The organism is Sphingomonas sp. (assembly GCF_004799495.1).
Taxonomy (GTDB): domain Bacteria; phylum Pseudomonadota; class Alphaproteobacteria; order Sphingomonadales; family Sphingomonadaceae; genus Sphingomonas.
The window spans coordinates 278,694-303,120 of record NZ_SSMY01000002.1 but is presented as its reverse complement, the minus strand read 5'-3'; the positions used below and the strand labels follow the sequence as shown (position 1 = coordinate 303,120).

The window sequence follows — 24,427 nt, the reverse complement described above, 5'->3', positions numbered from 1 at the left end:
CTAATCGCAATCCGCACATTTGCCGCGCACTTCGATCACCGGACGCACGGGCGAGAATCCGGCAGCTTCGGCGGCGTGGCGGACGTTGTCGGCGATGCTGTCGTCGTCGATATGCACGGTCTGGCCGCAGCTGTCGCACACCAGGAAGATGCAATCGTGCAGGCAATCGGGGTGCGCGTTGGCGATGTACGCGTTCGAGCTCTCCACCCGCCGCGCCAGGTTGGCACCGACGAACAGGTCGAGGATGCGGTACACGCTGTTGGCGGCCACGCGGCGGCCTTCGCGCTTCGATACCGCATCGGCGATGTCGTACGCGCTCGCCGGCTTGTCGAATTTCGCGAGCGCGTCGAAGATGCTCGCGCGCATCGCGGTCCATTGCTCGCCGGATTTCTCCAGCGTGGCTTGCGCAGCGGTGGCGAGGTCGGCGCCGGCCGGTTCATGATGATGGTGGGCGTGTGCGGCCATGGATAGAATTTAGGCGGTCAGCTAGCGAAGGGCAATGGGCGGGCCGCCGGCAAAGCCGTCGGCCGGACCGGCTAGAGCCGTCCGCCGTCCGGCCGAAGTGTTGCGCTACGCGCATCGGCGCGGACGTCGCCGCGCCTACGCTTCAGCTTAGTTGGCGGCCCTGCGGTTCAGATCATGCCCCAGCGCCAAGATCGCGACGCCGATGATCGTCCACAGCGTCTCGCCGCCGTTGCCGTGCGGCAGCTGCATCGCGCCGGCCATGATGCCGAGCCCGAACGAGCCGGTGACGGCGGGCGCCATATAGCCGTGCTGGAAGATGCCGCGGCCGAGCGCGAGCGCGCCCAGCCCGATCGCGATCGTCAGCCCGACTTCGTGGAACAGGGGGTTGAGCAGCAACCCGCCCGCGGTCGATGCCAGCGCCACTAGCACTGCGCTCGCCAGGCAATGCACCGCACACAGCCCCGACAGCCCCATCGCATAGCGATCGAGCGAATGGTTGTGGTGGAACAGCGAAGAGCGAATCGCGGCTATCATCGTGGCGACTATCTAGGCGCATCGGCGCGACGTTACAATATCACATCTTGTCCGTTGCGGGGCCGCGCAAAAGGGGGCGGCAGGACGCCACCCCCGGGGAACCGATCAGAAACTTACACCCACCGATGCGACGACGCCGCTGCGGGCCGCATTCTTGCCGTTGGCGAGCGTGAACACACCATCGGTGTCGACATAGCTGAGCCCGATGACCAGGTTCTTGCGCGTCATGGTCGCGCCGAAGCCCCAGTCGGTATATTCCTTGCCGAGCGACAGCCAGCTTGGGCCCCAGGTGTGGCCGATATGCGCGGTGAGCCCGATCGGGGTGTTGGGGATCGACCCGCTCAGGTCGCCCGCCAAATAGACATTGTCGTTCTTCCGCAGCAGCCCGCTCTGCCCCTGGTCGAGCGCCAGCGCCTTTTGTTTCGGGGCGTAGTTCAGGGTCACCTTCGCGGTCACCGGTCCGATCGTGTACGCGACATCGGCGTAGGGCTCGACGAAGTTCGCGCTGCTGCGGTCGCCCGTGGGACGCGAGCGCGGATAGACGTAATAGAGCAAGCCGGCGTCGAACGTGGCGCCGCCGGAGGTCTTCTTGAACCCGGCGATCAGGTCGATCTCCTGGCTGCCCGTGCCCGATTGGGTGACATAGCCCGAGGTCGAGGAGCTCCACACCGACACGTAGAAACCCGAAACGTGCGTCAGCGTAATCGACCCCTGGATAGCCGGCTGCAAATTGGTCTGCGAAATGCCGCGAAAGCGATAGTCGGAGACGAGCGTCGCGCCGCCGCTGATCGTGATCGCCTTGGGCGGCGCGGTGGCGCCGTCGTCGGCCGGCGCAGCGGAATCGGCTGCGGTCGGGGCGGCCGCAGCGGGCACCGGGTCCGCGAGCGCGGGAGTCGCCGTGGCGAGCGCGAGCACGCCGAGGCCGATGTGGGAGAAGCGCATGTCATTCCTTTCGACGTCGGAAAAAGAAGCGTTCGTCCCCGCCTGCATGTGCCGGTTTCGACTTCTTGGCCGGCTGAAAGCCGACGGGCCATTGGCCCGGCACGGTCACGATGATGCCTGCCTTCGCTGCGCTGCACAACACTTTTCGAAGGTGAATCGCGGCGGCAGCGTAATGTTGTTGCGTTTCCGCAACAGGGATCGGATGGTCAGTCGTCGTTCTGCTCGCCGACGATGCGCACCTCGCGCTGCGGATAGGGCGTGCGGATGCCGTGATCCTTGAACAATACCCACAGCCGGTTGAGCACATCCGACCGCACGTTGCCGACCCCGCTCTGCGGGTCGTTGATCCACACCAGCACGTCGTGCTTGACGCCGTTCTCGCCGAATTCGGTGAGCCAGACATTCGACTTGGGGTCGTCGAGTACGCGCGGACTTTCGGCCGCCGCGCGCAGCATCAGTTCCTGCGCGAGCTTGAGGTCGCAATCGTACGCGACGGTGACCGGCACGCGGACGCGGACGTTGCGGTCGGTGTACGACCAATTCTCGACCGCCTTGGTCATCAGATCCTCGTTCGGGATCAGATGCTCCTTGCCGTCGCGAGTGAGCACGCTGACCGCGCGCACCCCGATCTTGTTGACCCAGCCGACTTCCTTCTCCCCGACGACGATCACGTCGCCCGGCTTGATCGAGCGGTCGAGCAGCAGGATGATCCCGGCGATCAGATTGCCGACGGTCTTCTGCAACCCGAATCCGATTGCGAGGCCGAGCGCGCCGGAGAAGACCGCGAAGGTTGTGAGGTCGATATCGAGCAAGTCGATCCCGACGAAGAAGGCGATGATCACCACCGCGATCGCCGCGAGCTTCTGTGTGAGCAGCTTCTGCGTCGGATCGAACCCGGTGGTGCGCAGGATCGCGTGCCCGATCAGCCGGTTGGCGAGGCGAATGCCGGCGAACAGGCAGACGATCGTGAGGAGCGCGACGATCAGCGCGTAGAACGAGAAGAACTTGGCCCCGATCGGTAGCCCGATCCCCGACAGCTTGGCCTTGATCGGCGCGAGCCCGCCGACCGCGTAGCTCAACGTCGCGGCGAACAGGATGAACGCGACCGGCCACGCCATCCAGCGCGGGATGCCGAGCCCGCGCAGCACCTCGACCGTCATCCGCGCGATGGCGGCGCCGAAGAAGAACCCGATCAGCGCGGTGGCGAGCGGCGGCCAGGTGCCGCTGGCGAGCAGGATCGCGAGCAGGATCGCGGCGACGCCGTGGCGGACGATCGCGGCGACGCGGCCGCCGAACGCTTCGGCATGATGGCCGAGGTGCCGCGTCCACAATTCCCCCGCACGCGGGCCGAGCCGGCGCCCGGTGAACAGCCCGATCGCGAGCGCCGCGACGATCAGCACCACGACGATGCCGGTTTCTATCGCTTCCGCGCCCTCGGGGATGGCGAGGCCCTGCGCCTTGAGCCAGGCCAGCGCGCCGTTCATCCGCGCGCGCTCCGGACCGCGGCGAACGCCTGGTCGAGATCGGCGATCAGGTCGTCCGGATCCTCGAGGCCGATATGCAGCCGTACCAGCGGTCCGCCATGGTCGGGCACGCCGAGCGCGCGCCTGGGATCGACCGGCAGCGCGAGGCTCTCGTACCCACCCCAGCTATAGCCGATCCCGAACAGCCGCAGCGCATCGACGAACACCGCGCGGCTCGCCTCGTCGCCGTCGCGCAAGGCGAACGCGAAGAGCCCCGAGGCGCCGTTGAAATCGCGCGTGAAGAAATCGTGCCCCGGGCAACCCGGCAACGCGGGGTGGAGTACCGTCGCAACCTCGGGCCGGTCGGCGAGCCAGTTGGCGACCGCGAGGCCGCTCGCGCCATGCTGCTTCAACCGCACTGCCATCGTGCGCAGTCCGCGAGCGCCCAGCCAGCAATCGTCGGGGCTCGCGACCTGGCCGAGCTGGAAGCTGGTGTTGCGCAGTTTCGCGAAGAAGCCGGGGCCGGCGGTGACCGATCCGAGCATCACGTCCGAATGCCCGACGACATATTTGGTGCAGGCGAGGACGGTGAGGTCGACCCCGCGTTCGATCGCGGGAAACAGGAGCGGCGTCGCCCAGGTATTATCGAGGAGCGTCGCGACGCCGCGCGCTTTCGCCGCGGCGACGATCGCGGGGACATCCTGCACCTCGAAGGTCAGGCTGCCGGGGCTTTCGAGCAGGATCGCGCGGGTGTTGTCGCCGATCATTTCGGCGATACCGGCACCGATCAGCGGATCGTAATGCCGCGTCGTGATCCCGAATTTCCTGAGGAAGCCGGCGGCGAAGCTGGTCGTCGGATCGTACGCCGAATCGACCAGCAGCAATTCGTCGCCCGGTTCGAGCACCGACAGCAGTGCCGCGTTCACCGCCGCGGCGCCCGAGCAATAGAGGAACGTCCCCTCCGCCCCCGGCTCGAGCTCGGTCAGCGCATCGGCAAGCGCCCATTGCGTCGGCGTGCCGCGCCGGCCGTAATAGAGCTTGTGGTGGCTATCGCCGCGCGCCGCCTCGCGGAGGTGCGCGACGTTGTCGTAGAGAATGGTCGAGGCGCGCCATACCGGCGGATTGACGATCCCCTGCGTCCATTCCTCGCGCCGCCCCGCGGTGACGACGCGCGTTGCGGGCTTGTCGGTGTCGTCGCCGCTCATGCCGCTCCCGTCGCCTTGGGGGTGGAGGGGTCGCCGCCCCATTCGGACCAGCTGCCGTCGTAGAGCGCGGCGTCGGCGCCCAGCAGGTGCGCGCCGAACGCGAGCACTGCGGCGGTGATGCCCGAGCCACAGGTCGTCACCAGCGGCTTAGTCAGGTCGATGCCGGCGGCGTCGAACGCGGCCTTGAGCACGGTGGTGCTTTTCCACGTCCCGTCGGCGTTGAGCAGGCGGCCGTAGGGCAAGTTGAGCGACCCCGGAATGTGCCCGGCGCCGTTGCCGGGGCGCGGGTCGGATTCCTCACCAGAAAAGCGCGCGGGGGAGCGGGCGTCGAGGACTTGCTCGTCTCGACTGACGATATTCCCCGTCATTTGATCGAGCGAGCGGACGCCTTTGGGATCGAAACGCGGCATAAAGCTCGCCCGCGCCGGTTGTGCCGCACCGCTATCGACCGGCCGGCCCTCGGCGCGCCATTTCGCGAGCCCGCCGTCGAGGATCGCGACATCGCGCGCGCCCATCGTCCGCAGCATCCACCACGCGCGCGTCGCGGTGTGATAGTGCGACACGTCGTAGAGGACGATGCGGTCGCCGTCGCCGACCCCAAGCGACTCCATCCGCGCGGCGAACTGGTCGGGCGGGGGCAGCATCGAGGGCAAATCGCTGCTCGCATCGGCGAGGCTTTCGAGGTCGAGAAACACCGCGCCGGGAATATGCGCCGCTTCATATTCCGCGCGCGCATCGCGCTGCGGACCGCCCGGCACCGACCCGAAATAGGTCGCGTCGACCACGCATAGGTCGCCCGCGCCGAGTTCGGCGGCTAGCCATCGCGTCGTCACCAGCGCATCCATCGCCGAACCTTAGGATGCGGGCCGGGGAGGGGCAACGGCCCGGGTCATTTCCTTTGTGCCGGCTCGCCCCTACATAGCCGCCATGACCCCGAAACATCTCGGCCAGGCGAGCAGCCTGCCCGCATCGCCCGAAGCGGCGGTGCTCGACTACGTTCCCAATCCGCGCGGCGGCACCGCGTATCTGGTGCGCTTCGCCGTGCCCGAATTCACCTCGCTCTGCCCGGTCACCGGCCAGCCCGACTTCGCGCATCTGGTGATCGATTACGTGCCCGGCGAGACGATCGTCGAATCGAAATCGCTCAAACTGTTTCTCGGGTCGTTTCGCAACCATGCCGCGTTCCACGAGGATTGCACCGTGGGGATCGGCGAGCGGCTGGTCGCCGAGATGAAGCCGCAATGGCTGCGCATCGGCGGCTATTGGTACCCGCGCGGCGGCATCCCGATCGACGTGTTCTGGCAATCGGGGCCGGCGCCTGACGGCGTGTGGCTCCCCGATCAGGGCGTCGCGCCGTATCGCGGGCGTGGGTAGCTTTCCCCGCGCCCTTAACACGCATCAGTACGAATCCTTTGTTGCGGCGCAACATCGGTGCAACCATATTCCTTTCAATCCGTTCAGGGAGGCGAGAGGCGCGAAGGTAATCCGCCCATTTCATTTAGGAAATTCGAAGAGATGGCCTCGTCGTTCGTATCGCCGCGCACCAATCATATCGCGCTGATCGGCAACTTCCTACCGCGGCAATGCGGCATCGCGACATATACGACCGACACCTATCAGGCGCTGGTCGACCGCTTCCCGGACATGCAGGTCGACGTCTATGCGATGAACGACCGGTTGCAGGGCTATGACTATCCGCCCGCCGTGACCGGCACGATCCAGCAGAACGACCGCATGGCGTATCTTGCCGCGGCGCGCGATATCGAGGCGAGCGGGGCGCGGGCGGTGTGGGTGCAGCACGAATATGGCATCTATGGCGGCCCCGCCGGCGACCTGATCCTCGCGCTGCTCGACCGCGTGTCGCTGCCGGTGATCGTCACGCTCCACACCGTGCTCGACCGGCCCAGCGACGATCAGCGCCGCGTGATGGACGGCCTGCTCAAGCGTGCCGCGAAGGTCGTGGTGATGGCCGAAATCGGCCGCGAGATCCTGGTCCGCGTGTACGGCGCCAACCCCAAGGCGATCATGATGATCCCGCACGGCGTCCCCGACCGTGCGCTGGTCGACCCCGACAGCATGAAACCGCGCTTCGGCTGGGAAGGGCGCAAGGTATTGCTCACCTTCGGGCTGCTCGCGCCGAACAAGGGGATCGAGAGCGTCATTTCGGCGATGCCCGCGGTAGTCGCGGCAAACCCGCACGCGCTCTACGTCGTGCTCGGCGCGACGCACCCCAATGTCGTCGCCCATGCCGGCGAAGCCTATCGCGACTCGCTGAAGGCGCTTGCTGCCGAACGCGGCGTGGCGGATCACGTCCGCTTCATCGACGGGTTCATCGAGCATGAGGAGTTGCTCGACTACCTCCAGGCGGCCGACCTGTACGTCACGCCCTACACCAACCCGCAACAAGTCACGTCGGGCGCGCTAAGCTACGCCGTCGGGGTGGGCAAGCCGGTGGTGTCGACGCCCTATATCCATGCCAGCGAAATCCTCGCCGACGGGCACGGCGTGATCGTCGATTTCGGGGACGTCGAAGGATTCGCGCGCGAGATTTCGCGGTTGCTGCGCGACGACGGCGACCGCGCCGAGGTGTCGCGCCGCGCCTATGCGCGCGGGCGCACGATGATCTGGCCGCGGCTCGCCGAGGCGTCGATGGGTGCCATCGACAGCATCGTCGCGGCGCGCCCGCACCGGATCAAGAGCAACACGATCCTCCCCGTCCTGCAGCCCAATATCGCCGCGGTCGAGCGGATGAGCGACGCGACTGGCATGTTCCAGCATGCGATCCTGTCGGTACCCGATCGGCGCCACGGTTACTGCATCGACGACAATGTCCGCGCGCTAATGCTGATGAGCGCGGTGCCCGATCTCGACGACGATGTGCGCGACAAATGGATGACGGTGTACGCGGCGTTCGTTCAATACGCCTGGAATCCGGACAAGCGGCGATTCCGCAATTTCATGAATTTCGACCGCAGTTGGTGCGAGGATCAGGGGTCGGAAGATTCGAACGGCCGCACGATCTGGGCGCTCGGTGTGACCGCCAAACGCGCGCCGCAGGCCAAGCATCGTGACTGGGCGGCGCGATTGTTCGACGAGACGGCTGGGATCGCGTTCGACCTGATCAGCCCGCGCGCGCAAGCGTTCGCGATGCTCGGCGCGGCCGCGATGCTCGGCGCGCATCCCGGGCATCAGCTCGCACGCAACATCCTCGAGCGCTTCTCGAACGATCTGCTCGCGTTGCTCGAGGACGCGCGGCGGCCCGAATGGGAGTGGTTCGAAATCGTGCTGGCGTACGACAATGCGCGACTGCCCGAGGCGTTGATCCGCGCCGGCATGGCGCTGGGCCGCGACGACCTGCTCGCTGCTGGCCTCAACACGCTCGACTGGATCGTTGCGCACCAGACCAGCCCCGATGGCCGTTTCCGCGCGGTCGGTACCGAGAGCTTCGGCCGCGTGTACGAAGCGCCGCTGGCGTTCGACCAGCAGCCGCTCGAGGCGCAGGCGACGATCGACGCCTGCGCGGCGGCGTTCAAGGCGACTCGCGACACGCGCTGGTGCGACGAAGCGGCACGGGCGTATCGCTGGTATCTCGGGCAGAACGACCTCGACCTGCCGCTCGCGACGGCGCAGGACGGCGGGTGTTTCGACGGGCTGATGCCGCACGGGCTCAACCGGAATCAGGGCGCCGAATCGATTTTGGCGCTGCAATTGGCGTCGTGCGCGATTTCAGCGCTTGGAAAAGCCGCCGCAACCGTGGCAGGGGAGGCCCGCGCCGTCGCGTAGCAACGACACGCGGCGCCGCTTGGAAGAACTACAAGCGGGGCTTTCTCGTTGCTCGATATCTTCACGCATAGATTGCGGTTGTATGCCGATCCTTCGCGAGTCGTGGTGCGCCCGTTCCATATCGGTTGGGCACCGGGCGGCGCGTCGTCGGGGCGGACGGAGCGTCTCGTCGGCGAGGTGCTCGAATTGAGTCCGCAGGAAACCCGCGAAGAACTGGAGACGGTACTCAAGGATTTCGAGGCGCGGCACTGGCAGACGCGCCGCGTGTTCATGACTCGCTACGACGAGATCGAGCAATTGATGGGCCTCGACGGGCGCGAGATCGGCGACGAAAAGCGTCAGTTGATCGGTGCCTATTTCTGCCACGAGTACAGCTATGCCGCGGCCGCGCTGATGAACCCCAGCGCGGTGCCGCATTTCGACCAGTCGGGCATGCCCAAGGGGTCGATGCGTATCCTGATGAGCCTGCGCGCGGTGGGCGAGGGGCACATCTCCTCGGTCGCGTTCCGCGAGGGCATCATCACCGCGAAGAACGAATTGAAGCTCGCGCCCGAACCGCCCTTCGCCACCGCCGCCGACGTGCAGGGCAGCGACGAGGAGCAGGTACCCTCGGGGCCGGTCACGGTGTACCGCCATCGCGATTCGACGCTGTCGGGCACCGTCATCTTCCCGATCACCGACGCGCAGTCGAAGGGGCTGGAGGATCTGCGCCTCGTCCAGTTCCGCCACGACGACGGTGAGGTCGAATGGCTCGGGACGTACACCGCGTACAACGGCTCGCACATCCAGTCGGAGCTGCTGCGGACGAAGGATTTCCGCGCGTTCGACCTGGTGCCGATGACCGGGCCGGCGGCGCGCAACAAGGGGATCGCGCTGTTCCCGCGGCAGGTCGGCGGGCGCTACCTCGCGATCGGGCGGCAGGATGGCGAGAACCTGTACCTGCTTGATTCCGACCGGCTGACGCATTGGGAAGAGGGGGTGCGGATCCTCGAGCCGTATTATCCGTGGGAGCTCGTCCAGATCGGCAATTGTGGTCCGCCGGTGGAACTCGACGAAGGCTGGCTGCTGCTGACCCATGGCGTCGGCGCGATGCGCAAATATTCGATCGGCGCGGTGCTGCTCGATAAGGACGATCCGTCGAAGGTCATCGGCCGCACGCCGCACCCGATCCTCGCCGCCGCCGACCAGGACCGCGAGGGCTATGTCCCCAACGTCGTCTATTCGTGCGGCGCGATCCGCCACGGCGAATGCCTGTTCCTGCCCTATGGCGTCGCCGACAGCTCGGTCGCGTTCGCGTTCGTGCCGATCAAGGATCTCGTCGCGTCGATGATCTAGCGCGAGGCGCGGCGGGCATAGTTGTACAGCACGCCGACGATCGCCAGGAACAGGATCGTCCCGCCGACCAGCGCAAGTATCTCGTACCCCGGCCCAACCAGCGCCAGCGGCGCATCCTTCGCGGTCAGATAGACGATGAACGCGAACGCGACGCCCCACAGGCTTTCGCCGACGATCATCCCCGTCGCGGTCAGCGTCCCCATGCGTTCGGCGGCTTCCGGATTGGCGCTGCGCCGCGCCCAGCGGTCGTAAAACCAGCCGATCACCGATCCGAGCACCGTCGGCAGAATCACCGCCATCGGCAGATAGATGCCGAGCGCGACGCCGAGCGGGGGCAAGCGCAGGAGCTTGAGCATCCCCATCACTTCGTCGAGCACGATGAGCGCGACCCCCGCGAGTGCGCCATAGCCCAGCATCGTCCAGTTCGCGTCGCCCGACAGCACGCCCTTGGCAAGCGCGGAGATCAGCCCCGCCTGCGGCGCCGCCAGCGCGTTCGGTCCGGCCCCTGGCGCGCCGACGAACCCGATACCGCTGTTGAGCACATTGAGCACCGGCGGGATGATGATCGATCCGAACACGACGCCAATCACCAGCGCGACCTGCTGCTTCCACGGGGTTGCGCCCACCAGCTGTCCGGTCTTCAGATCCTGCAGATTGTCGTTGGAGATCGTCGCGACGCCGAACACGATCCCGGTGACGATCAGCGAATAGGCGATCAGTGCGGAGGTCGTATCGGCGCCGGGATGCTGACCGAACAGTCCGACCAGCATCAGCGCGGAACCGAGCACCGACAGGATGCCGATCCCCGACACCGGCGAATTCGACGCCCCGATCAGCCCGGCCATGTACCCCGTCACCGCCGCGATCAGCAACCCGATCACCACCACGAACACCAGTGCGCCGGCGATCAGCGCGAACGCCGACCCCGCCAGCGCGCCGCCGCTGATCACATCCCATAACAGCCACGCGATCGGCACCAGCGTCAGCACCGACACGCCGGCGACCCAGGCGATCGGTAGATCGCGCTCCTCCAGCGCGAGCGCCTGGCCAGCGTTGCGCGCCGCGCTCGCCGCCATCGCCGAGCGTACGCCGCCGATCACGGGTCCTGCGATCTTGAGCAAGGTCCAGATCGCCGCGACGCCGATAACCCCCGCGCCGAAGAAACGCACGTCCTGCTTGAAGATCGTGTCGACCCATGCGGCGATGTCGAGCGCCGGCATCGGTTGCTGCGCGGTCAGGATCGGCAACAGCACGAACCAGCCGATCACGAGGCCCAGCCCCATCGCCGCGCCGACCGAAATCCCGACCAGATGCCCGACCCCGAGCAGCGCGAACGACAGGCTCCCCGAAATGCCCGTCGCGCCCTTGCCGGTGCGGAACGTCGTCGCGGCGGTGTCGGTGACGATCTTGGTCTGCGTGAAGATCGCAAACCCGGCGGAGGCGATGCTGTTCCAGATCAGCACCCACAATCCGCGGCGACTTTCCTCCGCGCCTTCGCGCGACCCGGCGCCGATTTGCAACACCTCTGCGGCAGCGACGCCTTCGGGATAGGGGAGGTCGGTATCGACCACCAACGCGCGGCGCAGGGGGACCGAGAACATCACGCCCAAAATGCCGCCGGTCGCGGTTATCATCGCGGTCTGGACATAGGGGAAGCCGTGCCACCAGCCGATCATCACGAGACCCGGCAGCACGAAGATGATCGCCGCCAACGTCCCCGCCGCGCTCGCGATCGTCTGGACGATATTGTTCTCCAGGATCGTCGCGCCCTTGAACATCCGCAGGATCGCCATCGAAATCACCGCCGCCGGGATCGACGTCGCGAAGGTCAGCCCGACCTTGAGCCCAAGATAGACGTTCGCCGCAGTGAACAGCAAAGTGATGATCCCACCGAGCAGGACGCCGCGAAGCGTGAGTTCGGCGAGCGGGCGGGTGGGTGCGGAAGTAGCCATTCCCGCACCGTGGCACAGTTTCACGGGCTGAGCGAGGCCGTGGTGTAATGGCTGTGCAGCGACCAGCCGAGAGTCTGGTAGAGAGCGCGGCCGGGCGGGGTCGCGCACAGTATCGCGGCGCGAAGACCGCGGGCGTCGGCCTGTACCGCCAGCGCGCGCATGATCGCGGTGGCGAGGCCCTGGCGCTGATACGCGTCGGCGGTGCGGATGCGGTCGAACACTACGAGATCATCGAGGAGGACGATGCGCCCGCGCGCCGCCTCTTCGCCAGCGGAGTCGGTGATGCCGGCAAAGACGATCGGGCCGTCGCAGTCGATGCTCAGCGCGAAATTCGGTGACAGGTCGGCGGGCCGGTCGAGCATCGCCGACACCGGCGCGGTCATCATGTAGCCGGGCGGGGCGATCTCCCAGCCCGGCGGGAGCAACGGCCGCACGGCGGCGGCTTCGGCGCAGACCTTGAGATACAGGAGCGGCCGATCGATCCGCGCGGTGAGATCGCGGATGGCGTCAGGGTCGAGGCGGGGGAAGATGTAGCGGCCGACCTGTTCCTCGCTGCCGACGTGGATGTAGATGCCGCCGTCGCGCGCTACGGGCGACGCGGCTCCGCGAGATATCGCCCACGCGTCGGCCCAGCGGGCGATGAGCGCGGGATCGGCCCTAAACACCTTCGTCATGCCGGACTTGATCCGGCACCCCGCTTCCTTGATCGCAGAAGTAAGCGGGACCCCGGATCAAGTCCCGGGTGACGATTCTCATCGGCGGCCCCGCCGCTCAATCGAACCCGTTCTCCAGGAACCGCTCGGCATAGGCGCAGTGCATCGCGACGCCCTTCGCCATGACGCTCTCTTCGATCGTCATCTTCGTATTGTGGAGCGGCGGGTTCTTGGCCGGGTCGGTGCCGTCGGGCGCCACGCCGATGAACGCCATCGCGCCGGGAACTTCGCGCAGCACGTAGCTGAAATCTTCGCCGCCCATGATCGGGCTCGGCATCGGCTGCCAATATTCCTCGCCGAAGTTATCCGAGACCTGTTTCACGAGCGCGACCGCGCGCGGGTCGCACATCGTCACCGGATAACCATCATCGATCCGCAGTTCGGCGGTCAGCCCGTGCGCTTGTGCGACATGCTCGACGATCCGCGCGATCCCGGCGCGCGCCTTTTCGCGCGTCTTCGCGCTCAGCGTGCGCAGCGTGCCGATCATCTGCACCTCGGCGGGGACGATGTTATACGCGCTCCCCGCCTCGATCTTGGTGATCGACAGTACGGCGGGATCGGTCGCGGGGATCTGGCGCGCGACGAACACCGACAGCGCCGTCACGATCTCCGCGGCGGCGGGGATCGGGTCGAGGCAATCGTGCGGCATCGCGGCATGCCCGCCAGCGCCGCGCACGGTGATGTTGAGCGCGTCGGTCGAGGCGAGCAGCGGCCCCGATCGCGTGCGCACCGCGCCTTTGCTCGAATTGGGGTCGATGTGCAGCGCGAACGCGCTGTCGGGGCGCTCGACGTCGAGCAGCCCGTCCTCGATCATGAAGCGCGCGCCGTGATGTCCTTCCTCGCCGGGCTGGAACATGAAGACGACGGTGCCGGGGAGCTGATCCTTGCGGGCGGAGAGGGCGCGAGCTGCGCCGACCAGCATCGAGCAATGCGAGTCATGACCGCAGGCGTGCATCGCATTCGGCACCTGGCTCGCAAACTCCAACCCCGTCTCCTCGGGCATCGGCAATGCGTCCATGTCGCCGCGCAGCAGCACCGTGCGCCCGTTGTTTCCTCCGCCGCGCAGGATTGCGACGAACCCGGTGGTCGAGGTCGATTCGTGGATTTCGAGCGGGAGCCCCTCGAGCGCGGCGCGCAGCTTCGCGGTGGTACGCGGGCAGTGATTGCCGATCTCCGGGTCGGCATGGATCGCGCGGCGCAGCGCCACGATGTCAGCCAGCTCGGCCTCGCCCGCGGCGGTCCAGTCGGTGGTGAATTCGGTCATGCAAAAACTCCCTCGTCCGGCTGGGACGAGGGAGTTCTAGCGAGCGCGCGGCCTAGAGTCAGCCCTTCAGCTTGGCCGCAATGTAACACGCAATCTGTGCCCATTCGTGTTTCAACAAACGAGTTTCTTGTTTAACCGCAATGTGATAACTTGGTCGGACCGAGCATTCTGCCGGTAGAAGTGGAGGCCGAGCATGCGTAACATTTGGTTAAAGAGAGCGATCACTTGGGCCGTGGTGCTTATTGCTGCGTCAATCCCTGCTTTACTAGAGGCACGTCCATCTTACCCTTATTGCAGAAGCTATCAGAATGGATTTCCTCCACCCGGACAGTGTTGTGCGACCGGCTTTACTGACCAATACGGAAATCCTGTTATTATTTGCAATGACTGAGTGATTAGTAACTGCGGCGGTGGCGATCGACTGGTTGTCGCCCTCTAATTTAGTTTTATGGCGTAATATCGGCTGCCTTGCTGCACGCGCGTGATGTAGAGCAGGACCGTCGTCCGCCCCGCGGCCTTGGCAGCGCGCACCTGCGCGTCCATCTGCGCCGGAGTGTTTACGCTGACGCGGTTGACAGACGAGACGATGTCGCCACGCTGCAAACCCTTCGCCGCTGCATCGCTTGAGGCGTTGATGTTGGTGATAACGACGCCTGACACGCTACCCGGGGTCACCCCGAGCTGGTTGGCGATCGTCGGGGTCAGCGCGGTCACTTGAACGCCGAGCAGATCGGACGATGCGCGCAGTTCGGGCGCACCCGGGGCACCGTTCCCGTCGTCGGGCGCGCCGCCGGGCACCAGCTTGGCGAGTTCCTCATCGGTCGGGCGCGTGCCGATGACCGCGTTGAGCGTCAGCGGCTTGCCGTCGCGGAGCACGCTCAGCCGTGCGGTCGACCCCGGCGCCAGATTGGCAACCAGATACGACAGCGTCTGCTGCGAATTCACCTCTTGGCCATTGACCGCGATAATCACGTCGCCTTGCTTGACCCCGGCCTTGTCGGCGGCCTGACCCGGCTCGACACGGCCGATCAGCTCGCCCTTATCCTTCGGGATGCCGAGCGACGCGGCGATATCCTCGTCGACCGCCTGGCGCCCGACGCCGAGATAGCCGCGCTGAATCTTGCCGCCCTTCATCATCGTGTCGATGATCGGCTTGGCCGCTTCGGCGGGAATCGCGAAGCCGATCCCGACCGAACCTTCGCTCGGCGAGAAGATCTGCGAGTTGATGCCGATCACGTTGCCGTTCATGTCGAACATCGGGCCGCCCGAATTGCCCTTGTTGATCGCGGCATCGGTCTGGATGAAGCGGTCGTACGCGCCGCCTTGCCCGGTGACGCGGTGGAGTGCGGAGACGATCCCGGCGGTGACGGTACCGCCGAGGCCGAACGGGTTGCCGATCGCGATCACCCAGTCGCCGACACGCGCGCGGGTCGAATCGCCGAACTTCACGAACGGCAGGTTGGTGGCGTCGATCTTGAGCAGTGCGAGGTCCGACGTCGTGTCGCTGCCGATCACGCGCGCGACATATTCCTTGCGGTCGGCGAGCGTGATGGTGATCGATTCGACCTTGGCGCCACTCGCGGCGGCGGTAATGACGTGTGCGTTGGTGACGACATAACCGTCGGGCGAGATGATGAAGCCCGATCCCAGGCTTTGTCCTTCGCGCGTGATCGGCGCGCCGCCGCCGTTGGGGTCCTGACCGCCGAACAATTGCAGCAGCGGGTTATCCTGCGCCTGGACCTGGACCTTCTGCTTGGTCGAGACATTGACGACGGCGGGCTGGAGCTTGGCGACCATGTCGGCGAAGCTCATCGGCGCGCCGATCCGGGGCGCCGCGGCGGAAATCGCGCCGGGCTCGTTCTGCGCGGTCTGCGCGCTGGCGGGGAACTGGAACACCAGCGAGGAGGCCGCGCCTCCCATCAGCAGGGCGGTGGTAATGGCGTAGGCGTAGCGCACTAAAGTCTTCCTCTTCGTCTCGACGAAACCCCAGTCTGGCGGGTTTCTGGCGCGGTCAGGCTGAACGGCGATTGAATATGAACGGATTGCAAGAAAGGCGATTGGTCAAACCCGCCACTTGCTCAACCAATCATTTCCCGCCGCCCTCGAACTGTTTCAGGTACGAATTGTCCGGTGTCAGGATCAGGTTGGTGTCGCCCCTGGGCTGGTCCTTGGTACCCGGTGCGAAGGTCTGGCGGTACGACTGCATCGCGCGATAGAAGTCGTAGAACGCCGGGTCCTTGTTGAACGCCGCGGCATAGATCTGCGCCGCCTGCGCCTCGGCATCGGCCGTAATGATCTTCGCTTCCTTCATTCCCTGTGAGCGGATCACCTGCGCCTGTTGCAGCCGCGCGTTCTTCATCCGCTCGATCGCGGAATTGAGCGCGGTGCCGGTCGGCAGGTCGGCGTGCTTGATCCGCACGTCGATGATCTGGACGCCATAAGGTGCCGCGATCTGCTGGAGCCGCGACTGGATGTTGTCCATCATCTGGCCACGTTCGGGGCTGAGCAGCGCGGCAAATTCACGCTTGCCCAATTCGTTGCGGAGCGCCGATCCGAACAATTGCTCGAGCGCAGCTGTGACGCGCTCCTCCGCGCCCGACGACAGTCCGACCGCCTGGAGCGCGCGCATCGGATCGACGATCCGGTACCGGGCATAGGCATCGACTTCGAGCGGGCGCTGATCGGTCGACAGCACCGAGATATTGTTGAGATCGACGTCGAGCACGCGCTTGTCGAGCCACACGATATTATCGAAGAACGGGACGCGCGCGATCAGCCCGGCACCGGTCTGGCCCAGCGCTTCGCCAGGGTGATAGCGGTTGACCAGGACGCGCGGTTGTTCGAGCCGGACGATCACCGCCTGGCGCGTTTCGGGAACGATCGCCACCGTGCTGGCGAGCAAGATCACCAGCAACAGCGCGGCAATGCCGAGCGAAACCGGATTGCGAAGCCAATTGGTCATCACTGCCCTCCCTGCGGTGCGCTGGGTAGCGACTTGCCGGGCGGGATCGGGAGGTAGGGCGCGACACCGCGCGGTTCGATGATCGTCTTGTTGGTCTGGCCCAGCACCTGCTCCATCGTTTCGTAATACATGCGGCGACGAGTCACGTCGGGGGCGAGCTTGTATTGCGCGTAGACACGATCGAAGGATTGCGCCTCGCCCTCCGCGTTCGCCGCGATCGATTGCGCGTAGGCGCGTGCGGCGTTGATGTTCTTGGCATATTCCTGTTGCGCGACAGTCACCTGATTGAAGGCGTCGAGCGCCGCCGCCGGTGCCGACGCATTGTTGAGCGACACGCCGACAATGGTGATCCCGGCCTGATATTCGTCGAGGATGCGCTGCATCGCCTGCGCCACCTGGGTTTCGATCTGGCCCTTGCCCCGGCCGATCACATTGTCGAGCGAGGTATTGGCGACGACCGCGCGCACCGCGCTTTCCGCTGCCGACTTCACGCTGTCGTCGGGCAGTTTCAGCTCGAATGCGTATTTCTGCGGATCGACGATCCGCCAGCGTACCGTGTACCCCAGGTCGACCAGATACTGGTCCTCGGTCAGCACCAGATTGGCGCCGCCGTTTTCGGGAAACTGGAAGGTGCGGATCGAATTGACGTCGATCACCTGCACCGACGCGATCGGCGAGGGGAGGGTGGTCTGCCAGCCGGGCGACAGCGTGCCCGAATATTTGCCGAAATAGGTGACCACGCCGCGCTCCTGCGGGCCGATCACATGAAAGCTGGTGAGCGCGATCCAGGCGAGCAGGACGAGGCCGACCCCACCGAGCCACAGGTTGCGGGCGTTACCGCCCCCCGGAAGCTGGAAGCGGCCGCCACCGCCGCCGCCGCCTCCCGAACGCGCCCGTCGCAGCAGATCGTCGAGTCCGGTGGGGCGCGGGGCGCGCGGGCCGCCGGGCGGCTGCGCCCAGGGATTGCGCGGACCGGCATTATCCTCACCGGGCTCGCCAGCCGCATCCTTGTCGCTGCCGTCGTCGCCACCGCCGCCCCAGGGGCTTTTCGGTTTCGACATAAAAGGGGGAAGGTGGCGCCACCAGGCACGTGCGGTCGTCATGCATCCTCTTATAGGTGTGTTGCGGCGGAAAAACAGTGGCAAGCGGCAACGCGGCGACTATCTCGCTCCGCATGGGTGATGAAGCAGGATTGGTCGAGCGTATAGCGGCGGTCGCCGGCGAGCGCGCGACGGCGCGGCTCGACGGCGCTCGGGCGAACGTGATCCTCGACGTGACGGGGCTGGATGCGGCCGAGCGCGAGGCGCTGGAGGCGGCGGTGCGCGCCGCTGCCTTGGCCGAGCCTGGCGTTGCCGAGGTGCGCGTCGCGATGACCAGCGAGCGCGTCGGGCGCCGGCTGGTCGCGGTGGCGAGCGGCAAGGGCGGGGTGGGGAAATCGACCGTTGCCGCCAATCTGGCGGTCGCGCTGGCGCGCGGTGGGCGCAACGTCGGGCTGGTCGACGCCGATATCTATGGCCCGTCGCAGCCGACGTTGATGGGGGTCGAGGGATCGCGCCCCGAATCGCGCGACAAGACGATGATCCCGGTGCCGACGCCCTATGGCGTGCCGATCCTGTCGATGGGGCAATTGGTCGCACCGGGCCAGGCGATCGCGTGGCGCGGGCCGATGGCGGCGAGCGCGATGGGACAGATGATCGACGGCGACTGGGGCGCCGCCGACACGCTGATCGTCGACATGCCGCCGGGGACCGGCGACGTGCAGCTCTCCATGATCCAGAAGTACAAGCCGGCGGGCGCGGTGATCGTCTCCACCCCGCAGGACCTCGCGCTGATCGACGCGCGGCGCGCGATCGACCTGTTCGAAAAGGCCGGGGCGCCGGTGATCGGGCTGGTCGAGAACATGGCGGGCTATGCCTGCCCGCATTGCGGCGAGGTGTCCGATCCGTTCGGCGCGGGCGGCGCGGAAGCGGCGGCGAGGGAATTGGGCGTGCCGTTTCTCGGCCGCGTGCCGCTCGCGATGGCGATCCGCGCGGCATCCGACGCAGGGCAACCCCCGGCCGCCGGGAACGCGCCCGAAGCCGCGGCGTTCAATGGGATAGCCGGCAAAGTGGAGACCTGGCTGAAGGAGTCGCGTTGATGCCGCTGACCTCGCTCGACGATATCCGCGACCTCCTCACCGACGCGCGCACGATCGCGATAGTCGGCGCCTCGGACCGGCCCGACCGGCCGAGCTATGGCGTGATGGCCATGCTCCAGCGCCACGGTTATCGAGTCATCCCGGTCAACCCGCAGATCGCTGGTCAGCACGTCCATGGCGAAGTCGTGCTCCGCGACCTCGCGCAGATCGGTGAGCCGATCGACATCGTCGATATCTTCCGCCGCCCGATGGCGGCCGGCGAGGCGGTCGACGGAGCGATCGCGGCGGGGGCGAAAGCGGCGTGGCTGCAATTGGGCGTGATCAACCACGAAGCGGCGGCGCGGGCGGAGGCCGCGGGCCTGAAGGTCGTGATGGACCGCTGCCCTGCGATCGACATCCCGCGGCTCGGCGTGCCAAGGATCGCGGGCTGAAATCCGCCGCATTCGCGCGGCAGTCCGGTATGAGGCTTTGACGGAGGCGGTCATGCTGTTGTGGTTCGCGTTGCAGGCCAGCACCGATCTCGACGCGGCGATGGCGCGATACCGCGAACAGACGCGCGCGACGATCGAATGCCAGTCGGCCAAGCCCGACGATATCGTGATCTGCAGCCGCCGCGCGACCGACCGCTTTCGCTTGCCGCTGATCGAATTCGATCCATACGACCGCAAGAACGAGCCGGTTGCCGTCGAGCGCGACCGCTTGCTCGCGCGGACCAACAATTGCGAGGAAATGTCCACCTTCCTCGTCGGCTGCGGCAAGGCCGGGGTCGGCTTCAGCACGCGGGGCGGGGGCCTGCGCGGTCTCGGCGAGCGGCCGATCGCGCCATGATCGCGCTCGCCGTCCTGTTTCAGACGGCGGCAACGACGGCGCCCGCGCCGCAGCCCGAGCGCTGGTCGATCCTCGTGCCGACCCCGAGCGAGCCGTGCGTCCCCGAGCGCAAGCCCGGCGACAGGGACGACATCATCATCTGCGCCAATGCCAAGCCGTCACCGCGCTTGCCCGACCCGGACTCGGTGCCGTCGAGCGGACCGACCCCGTCCAACCCCGATCTGACCGGCAGCGGCGCACTGGCGGCGACCGCGACGCCATGCGCGATCAGCCGCAATTGCGTGGTCGGGTTCGGCCCGCCGATCGTGCCGCTGGTCAAGGGCGCGGTGGGGCTCGCGAAGCGCGCCTTCGTGAAGAAGCCCGACAAGACGGGGCGCGTGGCGATTCCGCTCGACGACCCGGCGCCGACGGGCGAACTCCTGCCCTGACAGACAGTTACGCAACCGAATGTGTCGCGGCGCGTTCGATCGCAGCGGGGACAAACAGGGGTGTTTGTCGATGCTCACCTTCGCCGTTCTGTTCGCAGCCAGTGCCGCGCTACCCGGTTACAGCCTTCCGCCCAACAAGCCGGCCCGATGCAGCGGCGCCTGCGCCGAACGCTATCGCGTGTCCGTATCGAGCGACGACGGCGACATTCTGAAGAAGCGCGCCGTGCGCATCGACGGCAGCAAGTGCGACGTGGTCGGTGCGCGGCGCTGCACCAGCAAGACGCGGTCGATCCTGCGCTCGGTCTATTGACCCAGAATATGCATCCATAGCGGTTCGCCGGCGAGGCTGGGGGAGCCGCGTAATTTGTCGAGCGCGTGCGCAACCGCGCGCTCGGGGCCTTCGTGCGTGACGATCGCGACCAGCACGCTGCCGTCGGCCGCGGCGCCGCGCTGCATCAGGCTTTCGATCGACACGCCCGCATCGCGCATCGCGGCGGCGATTTCGGCGAGCACCCCGACCCGGTCGGCGACCATGAAGCGCAGGTATGCGCGGCCGCGGCGGTCGCCGCTGTCGGCGGCGGGCATGGCGGAAAGGCTGGCGGCGGGCATCGCATAGGGCGGGCCGAACTCGCCGCGCGCGATGTCGATCAGGTCGGCGACGACGGCGGAGGCGGTTGGGCCGTCGCCCGCGCCCGCGCCCTGGAATAGCAAGCGCCCGACGAAATTGCCCTCGGCGACGACCGCGTTGAGCGCGCCCGAGACATGCGCGAGCGGATGGTCGATCGGCACGAGGTAGGGGTGGACGCGCTGGAACAGGCCGTGCGGACCCGCTTCGGCGACGCTTACCAGCCGCACGCGATAGCCGAGCGCCGCGGCCTCCGCGATGTCGGCGGCGAGGATGTGTCGGATGCCGCCGGTCGCGACTTCGTCAAACGCGGGGCGCACGCCGAACGCGATGCTGGCGAGGATCGACAATTTGTGCGCGGCGTCGACGCCGTCGATGTCGAAGCTCGGGTCGGCCTCCGCGAACCCCAGCGCCTGCGCCTCCGCCAGCACGTCGGCGAAGTCGCGCCCCTCGGCCTCCATTTTGGTCAGGATGAAATTGCACGTGCCGTTGAGGATGCCGTAGACATGGTCGATGCGGTTGGCCGCAGCACCGTCGCGCAGCCCCTTGACGACGGGCACGCCGCCCGCGACCGCCGCTTCGAACTTGAGCGCTGCGCCAGCGGATTCGGCGGCTTCGGCGAGTTCGAGCCCGTGATGCGCCATCATCGCCTTGTTGGCGGTGACGAGGCTCTTGCCGCTCGCCAGCGTCGCGCGCGCCAGCGCGAGTGCGGGTCCGTCCGATCCGCCGACCAACTCGACCACGACGTCGGCGTCGTCGCGCTGCGCCAGCCGCGCGGTATCGTCTTCCCAGGCGAAGCGGCCGATGTCGACGCCGCGGTCCTTGGCGCGGTCGCGCGCCGAGACGGCGACGATCTCGATTGCGCGTCCCGCGCGGCGCTCGATCAGGTCGCGATTGGCGTCGAGCAGGCGGATCACGCCGCCGCCGACGGTGCCGAGCCCGGCGAGGGCGACGCGTAGGGGATTGGTCGGAGTCACGCCCACGCGCTTAGGGGAGCGCGGCGCGCTTTGTCTATGTCAGGCGCGGGTAATGGCGATCCCCAGCGCGTCGGCGAGCGCGGCGCGGCGCAGCATGACGCTCGACGGTCCCGGTGCGCCAGACCCGGCGAGGCACCCGGCGAAGATCGGATCGAGCCGCCGCGCCGCCGCGCTCAGTTCGTCCGACCCCATCGGCGCGCGGACCAGCGCGAGGCTCGTCAGGCGGTCCCGCCCGACGACGCACTTGCCTACGGGAATCCAGCGCCGCATGAGGCCGGCCTGGATCGAAATCGAACGGTCGGTCGGGCGGATCGCGGCGTTGCGCTCGAGCTGCATATCGATCCCCGGGCGCGCATCGGCCAGCGATGCCAGCAGCAATCCGCCGGCCAGGCAGCAGCTCGTCATGATCAAGCGACGCATCGATCCCTCCCGTAATCGCGCGGTCATACCATGAAAGCGTCAGGCTTTCACCAGTCCGATTTCGACTAGCCGCTCGTGCAGGTAATCGTGCGAGGTGATCGGGGTCGGATAATGGTCCGGGTTCGCTTCCGAGATGCAGCTGGGCAGCGTCTTGATCAGGAATTCCGGGTTGGGATGCAGGAAGAACGGCATCGAATAGCGCGAGAAGCCGCGGCGCTCGGGCGGCGGGTTGACGACGCGGTGCGTGGTCGACGGCAGCACGTTGTTGGTCAGGCGCTGGAGCATGTCGCCGACGTTCACGACCAGCGCACCCTGCGGCGGGTCGATCGCCAGCCACTGCCCGTTGCGGTCGAGCAGTTGCAGCCCGGCTTCCTCGGCGCCGAGCAGCAGCGTGATCAGGTTGATATCCTCGTGGGCGCCGGCACGGACACCCTCGGCATCCTGCGGGATCGGCGGGTAATGGAGCAGCCGCAGAATCGAATTGCTGTGGTTCACCACGGTGTCGAAATAATGCGGGTCGAGCTTCAGATGCCGCGCGATCGCCGACAGCAGGCGAAGCCCCGCGCGGTCGAACGCGTTCCACAGATCGGTCAGCGCTTCCTGGAATTCGGCGGGACGCGACGGCCAGACGTTGGGCATCATCGTCGCAGCCGCCGGGTGCCCCGCGGGCAAGTCACGCCCGACGTGCCAGAATTCCTTCAGGTCGACATGTTTGGCGTCCTTGGCGATCTCCGTCTTGAACGGCGTGTAGCCGCGCTGGCCGCCCCAATTCTTGTCGTAATAGCCCTGCTTCTCCTCGACCGGCAGCGCGAAGAATTCCTCGGTCAGCTTCCACGCGCGCTCGATCAACGGCTGCGGCACGCCGTGGTCGGTGATGACCGCGAAGCCGAACCGCTCGAAAGACCCGCCGAACGCGGCGGCGAAAGCGTCGGGATCGCGCGCCTCGTCGGCGAGGCTGAGCGCGGGAACCTGGGCGGATGGGGTATCGAGCATGATCGGTTATTCCGGTTTCTCTGGGAAAGCCGCCGACCCTAGACCTTCCCGCTGCCAAACGAAAGCGGTGAGCTAGCGGCGCAGGCATTTTCGGGGCTGACCTGTGCGCGTTGGTGGGGCATGGGGATCGGATGCCGCAGGTGGAGGTCCCTCAGCGCGACGACGCTTCGTCGTTCGGTCGCCCGCGTGACGCGAATGCGGCGCCGATCCGGTTTGCCGAATTCGTCGCGTTGATCGCGGCGCTGATGGCGGTCGGCGCGCTCGGCATCGACACGATGCTGCCGGCCTTTCCGCAGTTCCAGCGCGACCTGCACGCGACGCCGGGCGACTTGCCGCTGATCATCGTGGTGTTTTCGGCCGCGTTCGGCTGCGCCCAGCTTGTTCACGGGCCGCTCGCCGACCGGTTCGGGCGGCGCCCGGTGCTGATCGGCGCGCTCGCCTGGTACGTGGTGATGAACCTGCTCTGCGCGGTCGCGGGCAGCCTCCATCTCCTGCTGCTCGCGCGCGTGTTCGCCGGGCTCGGCATCGCCGCGACGCGCGTCGTGACGATCGCGATGATCCGCGATTGCTATTCGGGTCGCGCGATGGCGCGGGTCAGCAGTCTCGCGGTGATGACCTTCATGATCTTTCCGATCATCGCGCCAAGCATCGGCGAGGCGATCCTCAAATTCGGGTCGTGGCGGTTGATCTTCAACATGGTCGCGATCGTCAGCGCGGGGATTGCCGCGTGGTTCATGTTGCGGATGCCCGAAACGCTCGCACCCGAACATCGCGTGCCGCTCGAATGGAACCGTTTGGTCGCCAACTGGCGCTTCACGCTCGCCGACCGCCAGTCGGTCGGGTACGCCGCAGCGGTGATCGGACTGCAGGGCGCGCTGTTCGGCTACATCACCAGCATCCAGCCGATCGTGTCGAAGGTGTTCGGGCAGCCCGACCAATTGGGCCTGGTCTTCGCGCTCTGCGCCGGGCTGATGATGGGCGGGAACCTCATCAATTCGCGGATCGTGATGTGGCTGGGGATGCGGCGCATCTCGCATGGCGCGATGCTCGTGCTGATCCTCGCGGCGTCGACGAGTCTCGCGATCGAGCATTTCGGGTACGAGACGCTGTCGACGTTCGTCGCGATGCAGGCGGTGACAATGATGTGCTTCGGGCTCGCGGCGTCGAACTGCTCGGCAATGGCGATGGCCAATATGGGAGCGATCGCGGGCACCGCGTCGAGCCTGCAGGGGTTCGTCGTGACGACCGGCGGCGCGGTGATCGGCGGGCTGATCGGGCGGTCGTTCGACGGCACCACGACGCCGCTCCATATCGGGTTCCTGAGCGCGGGCGTGGTCGCGCTGACGCTGGCGGCGATCGTCGAGCGCGGACGGCTGTTTCGCCCGACCTGACCGTTCCGGG

The 24,427-nt window shown here is 66.9% G+C and carries 24 protein-coding genes; 9 read left to right on the top strand and 15 right to left on the bottom strand.

Going from position 1 to position 24,427, the window contains the following annotated elements; translation table 11 throughout:
• The 6 genes from E7773_RS02745 to sseA all read right to left on the bottom strand — a co-directional run bounded on the left by E7773_RS02745 (nt 1) and on the right by sseA (nt 5,454).
• Nucleotides 1-465, bottom strand: a complete 465-nt coding sequence (locus E7773_RS02745; RefSeq protein WP_293987794.1) for a transcriptional repressor — start codon at nt 463-465, stop codon at nt 1-3.
• Between the two features lie 147 nt (nt 466-612).
• Nucleotides 613-999 carry a MerC domain-containing protein gene (locus E7773_RS02740; RefSeq protein WP_293987791.1) on the bottom strand — a complete coding sequence of 129 codons (387 nt, stop codon included), beginning with the start codon at nt 997-999 and terminating at the stop codon, nt 613-615.
• A gap of 105 nt (nt 1,000-1,104) precedes the next feature.
• On the bottom strand, nt 1,105-1,941 hold the full coding sequence (locus E7773_RS02735; RefSeq protein WP_293987788.1) for a TorF family putative porin: 837 nt from the start codon (nt 1,939-1,941) through the stop codon (nt 1,105-1,107).
• Between the two features lie 206 nt (nt 1,942-2,147).
• Nucleotides 2,148-3,425: a mechanosensitive ion channel domain-containing protein gene (locus tag E7773_RS02730; RefSeq protein ID WP_293987785.1), complete on the bottom strand. Its 1,278-nt coding sequence runs from the start codon at nt 3,423-3,425 to the stop codon at nt 2,148-2,150.
• Entirely contained in the window at nt 3,422-4,609 is a 1,188-nt protein-coding gene (metC, locus tag E7773_RS02725) for a cystathionine beta-lyase (RefSeq protein ID WP_293987782.1), read from the bottom strand. Before metC ends, E7773_RS02730 begins: the two co-directional genes overlap by 4 nt.
• A complete protein-coding gene (sseA, locus tag E7773_RS02720) occupies nt 4,606-5,454 on the bottom strand; it encodes a 3-mercaptopyruvate sulfurtransferase (RefSeq protein WP_293987779.1) in 849 nt (282 codons plus the stop codon). Before sseA ends, metC begins: the two co-directional genes overlap by 4 nt.
• An 82-nt stretch (nt 5,455-5,536) precedes the next feature.
• On the opposite strand from sseA, the gene queF reads away from it, so the two are divergent.
• From queF to E7773_RS02705, 3 genes are all read left to right on the top strand, one after another.
• Nucleotides 5,537-5,983: a preQ(1) synthase gene (gene queF / locus E7773_RS02715; RefSeq protein WP_293987776.1), complete on the top strand. Its 447-nt coding sequence runs from the start codon at nt 5,537-5,539 to the stop codon at nt 5,981-5,983.
• 141 nt (nt 5,984-6,124) lie between these two features.
• Nucleotides 6,125-8,392, top strand: a complete 2,268-nt coding sequence (locus E7773_RS02710; RefSeq protein ID WP_293987773.1) for a glycosyltransferase family 4 protein — start codon at nt 6,125-6,127, stop codon at nt 8,390-8,392.
• A 48-nt stretch (nt 8,393-8,440) separates the two neighbouring features.
• Nucleotides 8,441-9,727: a glycoside hydrolase family 130 protein gene (locus tag E7773_RS02705; RefSeq protein ID WP_293987770.1), complete on the top strand. Its 1,287-nt coding sequence runs from the start codon at nt 8,441-8,443 to the stop codon at nt 9,725-9,727.
• On the opposite strand, the gene E7773_RS02700 is transcribed toward E7773_RS02705, so the two are convergent.
• The 6 genes from E7773_RS02700 to E7773_RS02675 all read right to left on the bottom strand — a co-directional run bounded on the left by E7773_RS02700 (nt 9,724) and on the right by E7773_RS02675 (nt 17,679).
• A complete protein-coding gene (locus E7773_RS02700) occupies nt 9,724-11,679 on the bottom strand; it encodes an oligopeptide transporter, OPT family (protein ID WP_293987767.1) in 1,956 nt (651 codons plus the stop codon). The genes E7773_RS02705 and E7773_RS02700 overlap by 4 nt on opposite strands.
• Before the next feature lie 20 nt (nt 11,680-11,699).
• Nucleotides 11,700-12,353 (bottom strand): GNAT family N-acetyltransferase, encoded by a 654-nt coding sequence (locus tag E7773_RS02695; protein WP_293987764.1) that lies wholly within the window; start codon nt 12,351-12,353, stop codon nt 11,700-11,702.
• Nucleotides 12,354-12,450: 97 nt separating this feature from the next.
• Nucleotides 12,451-13,656 (bottom strand): M20 family metallopeptidase, encoded by a 1,206-nt coding sequence (locus E7773_RS02690; RefSeq protein WP_293987763.1) that lies wholly within the window; start codon nt 13,654-13,656, stop codon nt 12,451-12,453.
• Between the two features lie 435 nt (nt 13,657-14,091).
• Nucleotides 14,092-15,612 (bottom strand): Do family serine endopeptidase, encoded by a 1,521-nt coding sequence (locus E7773_RS02685; RefSeq protein ID WP_293987762.1) that lies wholly within the window; start codon nt 15,610-15,612, stop codon nt 14,092-14,094.
• Nucleotides 15,613-15,742: 130 nt separating this feature from the next.
• Nucleotides 15,743-16,618, bottom strand: coding sequence for a protease modulator HflC (locus tag E7773_RS02680; protein WP_293987759.1), 876 nt, complete (start codon nt 16,616-16,618; stop codon nt 15,743-15,745).
• A complete protein-coding gene (locus E7773_RS02675) occupies nt 16,618-17,679 on the bottom strand; it encodes a protease modulator HflK (protein ID WP_293987756.1) in 1,062 nt (353 codons plus the stop codon). Before E7773_RS02675 ends, E7773_RS02680 begins: the two co-directional genes overlap by 1 nt.
• Nucleotides 17,680-17,792: 113 nt before the next feature.
• On the opposite strand from E7773_RS02675, the gene E7773_RS02670 reads away from it, so the two are divergent.
• From E7773_RS02670 to E7773_RS02650, 5 genes are all read left to right on the top strand, one after another.
• Nucleotides 17,793-18,755 carry an Mrp/NBP35 family ATP-binding protein gene (locus tag E7773_RS02670; protein WP_293987753.1) on the top strand — a complete coding sequence of 321 codons (963 nt, stop codon included), beginning with the start codon at nt 17,793-17,795 and terminating at the stop codon, nt 18,753-18,755.
• A complete protein-coding gene (locus E7773_RS02665) occupies nt 18,755-19,186 on the top strand; it encodes a CoA-binding protein (protein ID WP_293987750.1) in 432 nt (143 codons plus the stop codon). The genes E7773_RS02670 and E7773_RS02665 overlap by 1 nt, the downstream gene beginning before the upstream one ends.
• A 52-nt stretch (nt 19,187-19,238) precedes the next feature.
• The gene (locus E7773_RS02660; protein ID WP_293987747.1) at nt 19,239-19,583 is read left to right on the top strand and encodes a hypothetical protein; all 345 of its coding nucleotides are present in this window, start codon (nt 19,239-19,241) and stop codon (nt 19,581-19,583) included.
• Nucleotides 19,580-20,011 (top strand): hypothetical protein, encoded by a 432-nt coding sequence (locus tag E7773_RS02655; RefSeq protein ID WP_293987744.1) that lies wholly within the window; start codon nt 19,580-19,582, stop codon nt 20,009-20,011. The genes E7773_RS02660 and E7773_RS02655 overlap by 4 nt, the downstream gene beginning before the upstream one ends.
• Before the next feature lie 70 nt (nt 20,012-20,081).
• Nucleotides 20,082-20,321 carry a hypothetical protein gene (locus E7773_RS02650; RefSeq protein WP_293987742.1) on the top strand — a complete coding sequence of 80 codons (240 nt, stop codon included), beginning with the start codon at nt 20,082-20,084 and terminating at the stop codon, nt 20,319-20,321.
• On the opposite strand, the gene E7773_RS02645 is transcribed toward E7773_RS02650, so the two are convergent.
• From E7773_RS02645 to E7773_RS02635, 3 genes are read right to left on the bottom strand one after another with little or no spacing between them, the layout of a single operon-like run.
• The gene (locus E7773_RS02645; RefSeq protein WP_293987739.1) at nt 20,315-21,613 is read right to left on the bottom strand and encodes a homoserine dehydrogenase; all 1,299 of its coding nucleotides are present in this window, start codon (nt 21,611-21,613) and stop codon (nt 20,315-20,317) included. The genes E7773_RS02650 and E7773_RS02645 overlap by 7 nt on opposite strands.
• Before the next feature lie 39 nt (nt 21,614-21,652).
• Complete coding sequence (locus E7773_RS02640) at nt 21,653-22,033, bottom strand: hypothetical protein (RefSeq protein WP_293987736.1); 381 nt, start codon at nt 22,031-22,033, stop codon at nt 21,653-21,655.
• Nucleotides 22,034-22,072: 39 nt separating this feature from the next.
• Complete coding sequence (locus E7773_RS02635; protein WP_293987733.1) at nt 22,073-23,026, bottom strand: 2-oxoglutarate and iron-dependent oxygenase domain-containing protein; 954 nt, start codon at nt 23,024-23,026, stop codon at nt 22,073-22,075.
• Nucleotides 23,027-23,157: 131 nt separating this feature from the next.
• Between E7773_RS02635 and E7773_RS02630 the strand changes: the two genes are divergently transcribed.
• A complete protein-coding gene (locus E7773_RS02630) occupies nt 23,158-24,417 on the top strand; it encodes a multidrug effflux MFS transporter (RefSeq protein WP_293987730.1) in 1,260 nt (419 codons plus the stop codon).
• The last annotated feature ends 10 nt before the right edge of the window (nt 24,418-24,427 follow it).